This is a genomic window from Spirosoma profusum, assembly GCF_014699005.1.
Classification (GTDB): Bacteria; Bacteroidota; Bacteroidia; order Cytophagales; family Spirosomataceae; genus Spirosoma; species Spirosoma profusum.
Window position 1 is genome coordinate 143,528 of the sequence record NZ_JACWZY010000023.1, and the last position, 9,115, is coordinate 152,642.

General features: G+C 45.5%; 9 protein-coding genes. 5 read left to right on the forward strand and 4 right to left on the reverse strand.

Features of this window, described 5'->3' with window-relative positions:
- Positions 1-41: 41 nt before the first annotated feature.
- The gene (locus tag IC229_RS23695; protein WP_190889524.1) at positions 42-458 is read left to right on the forward strand and encodes a 6-pyruvoyl trahydropterin synthase family protein; all 417 of its coding nucleotides are present in this window, start codon (positions 42-44) and stop codon (positions 456-458) included.
- Positions 459-583: 125 nt separating this feature from the next.
- A complete protein-coding gene (locus tag IC229_RS23700) occupies positions 584-1,522 on the forward strand; it encodes a methylenetetrahydrofolate reductase (protein WP_190889511.1) in 939 nt (312 codons plus the stop codon).
- A 113-nt stretch (positions 1,523-1,635) separates the two neighbouring features.
- On the opposite strand, the gene IC229_RS23705 is transcribed toward IC229_RS23700, so the two are convergent.
- From IC229_RS23705 to IC229_RS23720, 4 genes are read right to left on the reverse strand one after another with little or no spacing between them, the layout of a single operon-like run.
- Complete coding sequence (locus IC229_RS23705) at positions 1,636-1,827, reverse strand: hypothetical protein (RefSeq protein WP_190889512.1); 192 nt, start codon at positions 1,825-1,827, stop codon at positions 1,636-1,638.
- Positions 1,820-3,025, reverse strand: coding sequence for a PepSY-associated TM helix domain-containing protein (locus IC229_RS23710; RefSeq protein ID WP_190889513.1), 1,206 nt, complete (start codon positions 3,023-3,025; stop codon positions 1,820-1,822). The genes IC229_RS23705 and IC229_RS23710 overlap by 8 nt, the downstream gene beginning before the upstream one ends.
- Positions 3,026-3,065: 40 nt before the next feature.
- Positions 3,066-4,271 (reverse strand): hypothetical protein, encoded by a 1,206-nt coding sequence (locus tag IC229_RS23715; protein WP_190889514.1) that lies wholly within the window; start codon positions 4,269-4,271, stop codon positions 3,066-3,068.
- A 12-nt stretch (positions 4,272-4,283) separates the two neighbouring features.
- Positions 4,284-6,659, reverse strand: coding sequence for a TonB-dependent receptor (locus IC229_RS23720; protein ID WP_190889515.1), 2,376 nt, complete (start codon positions 6,657-6,659; stop codon positions 4,284-4,286).
- Positions 6,660-6,775: 116 nt separating this feature from the next.
- Here IC229_RS23720 and IC229_RS23725 point away from each other — a divergent pair, with 116 nt between their 5' ends.
- The 3 genes from IC229_RS23725 (at position 6,776) to IC229_RS23735 (ending at position 9,051) form a co-directional block, all read left to right on the forward strand.
- Positions 6,776-7,768: a helix-turn-helix domain-containing protein gene (locus IC229_RS23725; protein WP_190889516.1), complete on the forward strand. Its 993-nt coding sequence runs from the start codon at positions 6,776-6,778 to the stop codon at positions 7,766-7,768.
- Between the two features lie 175 nt (positions 7,769-7,943).
- Positions 7,944-8,096: a transposase gene (locus tag IC229_RS23730; protein WP_190889525.1), complete on the forward strand. Its 153-nt coding sequence runs from the start codon at positions 7,944-7,946 to the stop codon at positions 8,094-8,096.
- Between the two features lie 271 nt (positions 8,097-8,367).
- Entirely contained in the window at positions 8,368-9,051 is a 684-nt protein-coding gene (locus IC229_RS23735) for a hypothetical protein (protein ID WP_190889517.1), read from the forward strand.
- Positions 9,052-9,115 lie beyond the last annotated feature (64 nt).

Consider the following 9,115-nt stretch of genomic DNA (forward strand, 5'->3'; position numbering starts at 1 on the left):
GCGGTGTCGTCTGCCATTCTAACTTTAACAAGCTATCAATGATTATATACTTAACACGCCGGGAAACGTTCAATGCTGCACACCGGATGTATCGGGAAGACTGGAATTCCGAAAAAAACGAAGAAGTATTTGGTAAATGCGCCAATCCAAACTGGCATGGTCATAACTATAGCCTTTTCGTGACCGTCAAGGGGGAAGTCAGTAATGCAACCGGTTACCTGATCGACTTGAAGCTCCTCAAGGTGATCCTACAAGAGCATATAATCGAGAAGCTCGACCATAAAAATCTCAACCTGGACGTCGATTTTATGACCCGTAAAATGGCGACGACCGAACTGCTTTGTATCGAGATCTTTTTTCAGCTAAAAGGGCCAATAGAACGTAATGAAGGCGTTTTTCTGCACTCCGTTCGCTTACATGAAACCGAGAATAATTATGCAGAATACTTCGGCGAGTAACCTGGCAAATCAGGCCATCACTAAGACACTTTACTGAATTTTATTGAAATACGAGTGATAATGGCAGCCTATCCATTATATACGTAGTATCTTAAATGCCCGAATTCGTAGCTTAAGTACCTAAAATGTTTCTAGAAAAGATCAAATCCAGAGAATCAGGCGTGCTGCTTTATGGCATCGCTCCGCCCAAATTCGGTAATCAACCCGAACGCGTTGCCGAGATTGCCCAAAAAACAATAGAGCGACTATCCACACTGGATATGGATGCCCTGGTAGTTTATGATGTCCAGGATGAGTCAGCTCGCACAAAAGAAGAACGGCCATTTCCGTTTATCAATGCACTTGATCCGCTTAGCTTTGCCGCCAGCTATCTGAGTAATTTACCCGTTCCGAAAATAATCTACCGTCCCGCCGGTAAATTTTCTACCGACGAGCTATCCGCTTGGCTGACAGAGCTTCATAAACAAAATTTCTACCCCGTTTTTGTCGGCATACCAGCTCCAGGTCTCCCGGTTAAAACCAGCCTCCCGGAAGCTTACAAATTATGGAGCAGGAATCAGGATACATCGGTTATTGGAGCTGTAACTATCCCTGAACGACATCAAGTGCTGCAAGATGAGGATGCCAGGATACTGGATAAAATGAACTGCGGGGTATCTTATTTTATCTCACAATGCGTTTTCAATCTTGACTACGCCAAGCAAGTTATCGAAGACCTTTACATCAGTTGTAATAAGCTGGTTATAAAACCGCCAACCATCATTTTCACGCTTACCGCCTGCGGCTCGGACAAAACGCTCCAGTTTATGGAATGGTTAGGTATTCACGTACCGAATGAGTTGAAAGAGGAGCTGAAAACATCGGAGGATATGCTTGAAAAAACGGTGAAGGTATGTCTCGACATTGCCTCAGCGCTGACCACATTCTGTATGGAACGATCTATCCCCTTCGGTTTCAATATCGAAAGCGTCGCTATTCGCAAAGCCGAGATTGAAGCTTCGATTTACCTCGCGAATAGAATAGGGCAGATTTTGAAGGATAGTGGGCTACGAGTGGTACGTTGACGCTCAATATACCAGCTGTTTGTGTGCTGAATGTTGCCAGCACTATTAGTTTCCATCAGCCATTAGTGTGACTTTCGATGACTAATGACTGATGGAAACTAATAAGCTAATAACTACTTTATTAGTTTCTTACTGCCCTGCGGTTTGAGCCAGAACCGGGCGATCACAAGTAGCGGAATACCGAGCGTAAGCCAGGATAATACGTCCCAGATATCGTCGCCGACCAGCGCGGAGATAAGTCCGCCAAGACTGATAATGCCTAGTAATAACGGGATAGTCCAGATATGCCAGAATCGGTTAATCATTTTTCTCCCCCTCCTGTAGGCTAAGTGTCAATATTTCAGCATCTTCGACCTGCTGACTGGTCTTAGTCGATTTGCTTTTGTCCATGCGGGCAATCTGCGCTTTGGTCGCTTTATTTCGGGCAAACCATAGATAGAGACCACTAATCAGCACGACAATCGTAATCATGTCGAACAGCGCCCAGATGATTTTTAACGGCAGTCCACCATAATCACCAAAATGGAGCGGCTGGGAAATAAAGAGCGTATTAACGTACCACGGCATATCACGCATATCGGTTAGTTTGCCGGTTTTCGCGTCGATGAGCGCCGGTTTGATTAATCGTTCCGTCAACGGAGTTTTCCCTTTGGCGAAAACAGCGTAGTGGTGTTTGCTCGTGAACGCCGTTCCCGGATAAGCCACCAGATACGGTTCCATTTCGGGGGCCGCTTTCCGTGCTACGTCGAAAGCAGCATCCAGTGAACTGAGTTTGCCGGTCAACGGAGCGGCATTTTTGTAGGGAGCTGTCATCTCAGACAGTTGGTCCAGTTGCCATAACCCAAGCACTACCTCCGACAACGTATTGATTACTCCCGTAAACCCAACAACCGTGGCCCATGCGATGGTCACTACGCCCAACAGATTGTGTAAATCAAGCCATTTCAACCGGGTCGATTTTTCGGAACGTACCATCCCGAAATCAAACCGTTTCATAATCGGGCCGTAGAGCATCAGTCCCGAAATAATGGCCAGCACGAACAGTATACCCATTAATCCCAGAAATAGCTTGCCCCCGATACCCATAAACATATCGGTATGCAATTGAAGCATGGTATACATAAACCCTTCCTGAATGTTCGGCGCTTCCAAAACGTTGGCGGTACGTTCGTCAAGTACGACTAGTTTGAAGTTACCGGGCGGAGCCATCAACGAATCCGACAAACTTAACGAAACGGTATTCGGCTGATGATCATCCCAATACAGAAAACGAATCACTTTGTCAGGATTCAGCTTCAAACCCGTTTCAACTAGTTGGTCTAAACTAGCTTTGGGCGTGTTTGCGGGCATTTCCGGCGCTAGTTTGGGGTCCAGACTTTCAAATTCTTCATGAAAAATCAGCGGTAAACCTGTCAGACATAGCATCAACAGAAAAGCCGTGCAAATTAGACTCGTCCATTTGTGAATGTTAAACCAGGTTTTTACCTGTTTGGTCGTGCTCATAATAAGTTCGTTTAGAGCGGTTTCACTACGGGCAGAATCATTATTGCAACTTCACGAGCCCCCAGATGCTGCCATCGTGTGCTACGTTGAATACCTGTGTGGCTTTGGTGCCATCCAGTACGTAATAGCCATCAATTTTCTGGCTCGGATTGCGTACCCAGAAATAGATTTTACCATCGATTTCGGTGATTGAATAATCGTTGGCATACGCGAAATCGTGTTGCGGCATCCCCTCGATTTTCGTTTTTTGGCCGGTAGCCATATCGATCACGTAATAGTCGAAAATTGGGCTCTGTAGATTTGAAAAGTTGGCTGCCAGGGGTTCGGATGGTAGTTCAATGTACATCTTGCCATTTTTCACAAACGCGGTCACAATCGATGCACCTTTTGCTAAATCATTGGCTTTCAGAATCCACGTACGGTCGAAATCCGTCTCGCCTTTCTTGATACGTAGCACCGACGAGTTGTCGAAACCTGTTCCTAGCGACGTACTATAGAGATACAACGCACCATCATCGCCGATGCTCCACATCTTATTGCCCGACGATCCCCAACCGACGCTTTTCAATCCGTCGTATTTGATGGTTTTGTCCAGTTTATCGGTAGCCATATCGATCACGGCAAACTCGATGTAGTTGTAAAGATCATCGCCATAGCCTTGCGCCGTTTTCGTGCCGTACGTAATACCCGCATACAGTTTTCCTTCTTTAGCCGCCAGCGTATGCTTGCCAATCACCTGATAGTCAACACCTGCTTTCTGAAGTGACGACAGATCGATTTCGCCGGTCCGCTGCATGGTAGTCGGGTTGAATTTTTGCAGTTTTAGCGTGCCACGGGTTTCGTCGAGATAATAACCGCTGGTTTCACTCACCACCAAAAATTGCGTCGAGCCAGCAATGAACCCACCATTGACAATACTGCCATCGTCGGCGACCGTATACTTTTGCAATCCGATATCACCAGCCGCATTACTACGGTTAAAGAACCACTTGCCAAATGCCCGAAACCCAAACGCTTCTTTGATTTGCAGGGCTTTCGACGAGATCGGATTTACCGTTCCAGTCGGCATACCGGTAAACGCGGTGAAATAACCCGGCGACGAGAATTTCACTACGTCGGTCATCAGGACGAATTTGGCGTCGGCGGTGGGCGTCGGATTCGGGTTATTGGTGTTGTCTTTGCTACACCCGGCAATCAGGGCGATGGTCAGACAGACAAAGGCAAACTTGGAAATAATCGTTTTCATGGGTAATTCAATTTATTGGAGGATGTAATTCAATTTCAGGTGTAAGCTTCGGCCCGCATTCTGGATCCGGAAATTGTCGTAAACAGGCGTATTGAGCAGATTTTTGACTTGTAGGCCAATCGCAAATCGGGTGTTGATTGGGTTATAGGTAAACCCGATCGTATGCAGGGCCTGATTGGGAATGATGTTCGGCGCATCGAATTGGGCACGCCCCCAAAGCCCCAGAAAACCAGTCGGTTCCTGCGCTTTGGGTATGTAATCCAGATAATATTCCCGGACAAACATGTAGTAGTAATACAGATGCAGTTTGTCGCGCGAGGAGAGGATGTGGCTACGGGTGCCGCTCAGGCCCAGATTGGCGAAGAAATATGGTGTGTTACGTAATCGCGAGCCTTCGGCAATGCGGTTGCCCGTGTTGAACAGTCGAAAATCCTGATACGTAAAATTGCCATTTGCCCGCAGCCATTTCCAGAGAAACACCGTTACGTCCGACTCAACGCCCAGACCACGCACGCTCGTTACGTTCTGGTTCTGACTGAAGAGAAAGTCGACCGGAACGCGCAAAATCATGTCCTTCGTTACGCGATAGAACGTATTAACTTCGAGGCTGTAGCGTTCAAATTTCTCGGTACGAAAACCCAGGTTGACGTTGGTGCTACGTTCGGGAAGAAGCGCGAAATTGGACCGGTTAAAATTGCCATCGCCAAACATTTCGTCCTGTTCGGGCAGCCGCGTGGCGAATTCGGCAGAAGCCCGGACAAACGATGAAGGTGTCAGCGAAAACTTAAGCGCTTCGGCCACGCCCCAACGATTAGTCGATGCGGCACGCGGCTCTTCAGTACCGTAGTAATCAGCATCAATGGCTTGGGTATCATAATGATAGAACTTAACAATCAGGTTGTTAACCATCCGCTCATTAGCCAAATCTGACGTTAGTCCAAGCGCAGCAACGGCTTTGTAATAGTTCGCTTTTACAGTCAATACGTCACGCCCCGAATCCCGGAACGTAACGCCCAGCGGGTCACGCCCCAGTCGACTCATATTCGCCGACACTACGTTCAGTTCCAGTTTGTGCCGGTCGTTGACCGACCAGGCGAGGTTCGTGCGTGAGGTGAAATACGTGAAATCAAGCGACGACAACGTACCACGTACGATAGCCTCACCCGTCCGCGATGGACTCGGAATGAAATTGCCGTACCAGTCATACGTACCTTTCGCCGTATCGGTCTGCGTTACGCGAATTGTACTCGTGGTCAGAAACTGGTCGATACTGAGCTTGTCGAATGCCTTCCGGTAACGTAGCGTCGGAATTATGGAATACTGACGGCTAACCGACGCCCCAAACGGCTGCGACATGGTAGCTCCGTATTGATTTTGCCGGTCGATGTCGAAGCCCGTCACGCCAATTCGTAGTTCATCGGCCCAGCGCGTGTTGGTGATTCCACCGTAGAGTTCGGCGTAATAATTCGTAAACCGGTTGTGAAACAGACGTACCGTGGCGGGTCGCTGCGTGGCCGTTTCCCGATCCGTTACGTTGACCGTTACGTCGTAATTATTATCGGAACGATTGAGAAACGCGTCCGCTCCGACGAAAAATTTCAGGGTTGTGTCTGTATAAAGCGCATTCAGCGATAGGCGATGGGTATTGAATGAGCCAATCTCATAAGACGCTTCGGCATAGCGATAGAGCGATTTTTTAGTGATCAGATTCACCGCGCCCCCTAGTGCATCAGCTCCTAAACCCGTGGGTAATACGCCTTTATAGACCTCTACCCGTTCAAGCATGTTGACCGGAACAAGCGCAATGTTGTAGCCCGCCCCAAGGTAATCCATCGGAATACCATCTTTAAAATTCTTGATGGCCCGTCCCTGAAATCCGTTCATCATCAGCCCCGCATCGGAACCTAATCCACCCGTTTGCCGAATACGAATGCCCGCCGAACGATTCATCAGCTCAACCAACGTAGCGGGTTGCTCCTGCACGGCTTTGGTATTAATAACTTCGGCTTTAATGGGTTGCAGTTTCGCCTGTTGCGTTTCGGTTTTGCCAACTACCTGCACTTCCGAAAGCTGGCTGGCGTCTTCCTGTAGCGTCAGATTGAAATCAACAATCGACTGATTACGAGGACGTACTATCTGTATCAGTGTTTTGTAACCAAGGTGCGTTACCTGAATATGATACGTTCCTTTTGGAATCGCTGCGAATTCGAAGCGACCTTCGCCATTAGCCGTTGTATATTTCTTAAATTCTGTCAGACTAATCGTAGCGCCGGGTAAGCTGCTCCCTTTGCTATCTTTTACAGTCCCTGTCAACGTCCACGACTCTGATTGTGACCAGACATTCAGCGAGATAAGAAAGGCCGAAAGGAATAGCATTCCTTTGCTCATTCGTTTATACATTTGCTTATTAAGACCAATTCTTAATAACTTACAAAAGTACAGGCAACTGAAAGAGTCGGAGTAACGCGATAAACAATATTAATGCCGCGATAAGCAGCCTTTTTATGAAAATAGTATTTAGCTCAGATGCTATACAGGAACATAACCACGTTCGAGAGTACACCGAAGGCTATCGGGTAGGCAATGCCATTGGTCTTCGCGAAGTAAAATCGGAGTTTGCGTTTGATGGTCTCTATTCAAAATCGCATCGGATTTATATCGATGGCGTAATGGCTAGTTTCTTTCAGGTTAGACATGATTATGCCTTCACCTACAACATAGAAAGCGATTTTCCATATCTGCAAATGCATTTTGAGCTGACAACACAGGGATGTTTATATCAGCCCAAAGGACGTTTCGAGCCTGATACGGTCATTTCGCAGGGGCAACATTCGCTGCTATTTTACCCCGCTCTTAAAGGGCCACTAACGTATCAGAAAACGTCTAATGCATCAAGCGTCGAAATTGAATTATCGCTGGATTTTCTTCGCAGGCTGTTTAATAATGATCTGGAACAACTGGGTCGATTTGGCTACTTAATCGAGAAAGCGCAACCGGCTCTATTGGGTAATAAGAGTTACCCGGTAACCTTCCGTATGTCGCAAATAATTTTCGATATTAAGAATTGCCAGTATGTTGGTTCGCTAAAAAAGATGCTCGTTGAAGCCAAAATCATTGAACTATTGACGCTTCAGATTAGTCAGATTCAGACATTAGAGACGGAAAGTCGGCCAATTTTAAAGAAGCAAGCACAGGATAAACTTCATGAAGTAAGAGCCTTGCTGCTAGCCAACCTGGATGCGCCTTATTCCATTGAGACGCTGGCGAAAACGGTGGGGATCAATCGAACGAAATTACAGGAAGATTTTAAGCAACTTTTTGGGACTACGATCTTCGGCTACATCTCCGATCAGCGGATGGAACACGCCCGCGAGCTCATTCTCAGCGGCCAGTATGAAACTCTTGCCGAAATATCTGCTCTGATTGGCTACAAAAATCCCCAGCACTTTACAGCGGCCTTTAAAAAGAAGTTCGGCTATTTACCCAAGAATTGCTGAGCAGGCAATGCAAAGCTATACTACCCTTATAATCAGTATTTTATCGCCTATCTACAATTACTACCTACCTGGAAATCGCCTTTGTGACCGTTGAAAGAAAAAGCTCTATCATGAAACAGGACTTTTAAGTAATTGAATCGAGTGGAAGCCGACTTATTAACTAGTCTGGGAGTAGATGCGGCATGATTATCAGATGGTTATGGTTACTGTCGGCACGGTGCTACGTCCGTCAGATGGGCGAGCGGCTGTGGACGTGACTTGGAGCAATGGGCAAACGGAAGAACGAGTGACCCGACTGAAGCTCATTAAGCAGCAGATGTATGGATGAGCCAAGTTGAATGTACTGCGACAACGAGTGCTTTACCGGTTTTGAGTCACATTAAATGCGTAAGAGCCAGAAATTGGGGGAGCTCATCGTGTTATTGTTAAATTACCTCCTTTTTACTTATATACCCTCTTCTGCTTTACTATTTAAATTTTAGTAACCGAATTAAGCTATTGATACTACTATTTGATGTTGAATGAACCTTAATAGTATAATTGATAATGCATAGTCTTTAGTCGATTGTATATTCTATATCCACATAAATACTGGCTTTATGCTTGACACACTTAAGTCCTTTTTTGAATCTGTAAAAGATTTTTTACTCTCACATTATCCAGGAATTGTTTTCGGAATTCTCTTCCTTGTTGTCTTACGTATACTTATCAGATTATTTGTAACATATAAAGAGGAAACAATAACATTGCCCTCAGGCGATCAAAAAATAGTCATTCGAAAGACAAAAACATTCGAATGGTTAAGTAATATATTTGGCTTTTGGAAAAAATATTTACCTGCTGAATTTCGTTTATTCCTTGAAAAATACGATACAATTACGAAAGAAAATAATTCAGAGGATGACGATATTATTACGCCATATCCGAGGCTAATGTTAGGCATCTATTTCCTCATTATAATTGTAATCTTTTTCGCTATCTTACGATATTGTTTTTTCTGGATTCCAGAGGCATTTGGTGGTCATGAATCACGCATGCGCGTTTTAACCGAGCATATTGATGTAGCAGGGCTCATAAATGGTATACTAGGATTACTGGCCGCTATTATGATTGCCAGAATTGTAGAAGCTGAAAACAAAAAGAATAAAGACAAAGTAGAAAAGACAACGCAAAATATTCAGACAGCAACCGATAAAATAGAGATATTAACGGGTAAACTTTCTACTAGTGTTAGCGATATCATTGCTAATTTTACCGCCTTAAAACCTTCTATTGATCCGTGAGTTAATTTGTAAAGAAGGCAACTTCTTTTTTATGGAAGAAAACTTGAATCAGCCTTCGATCCCT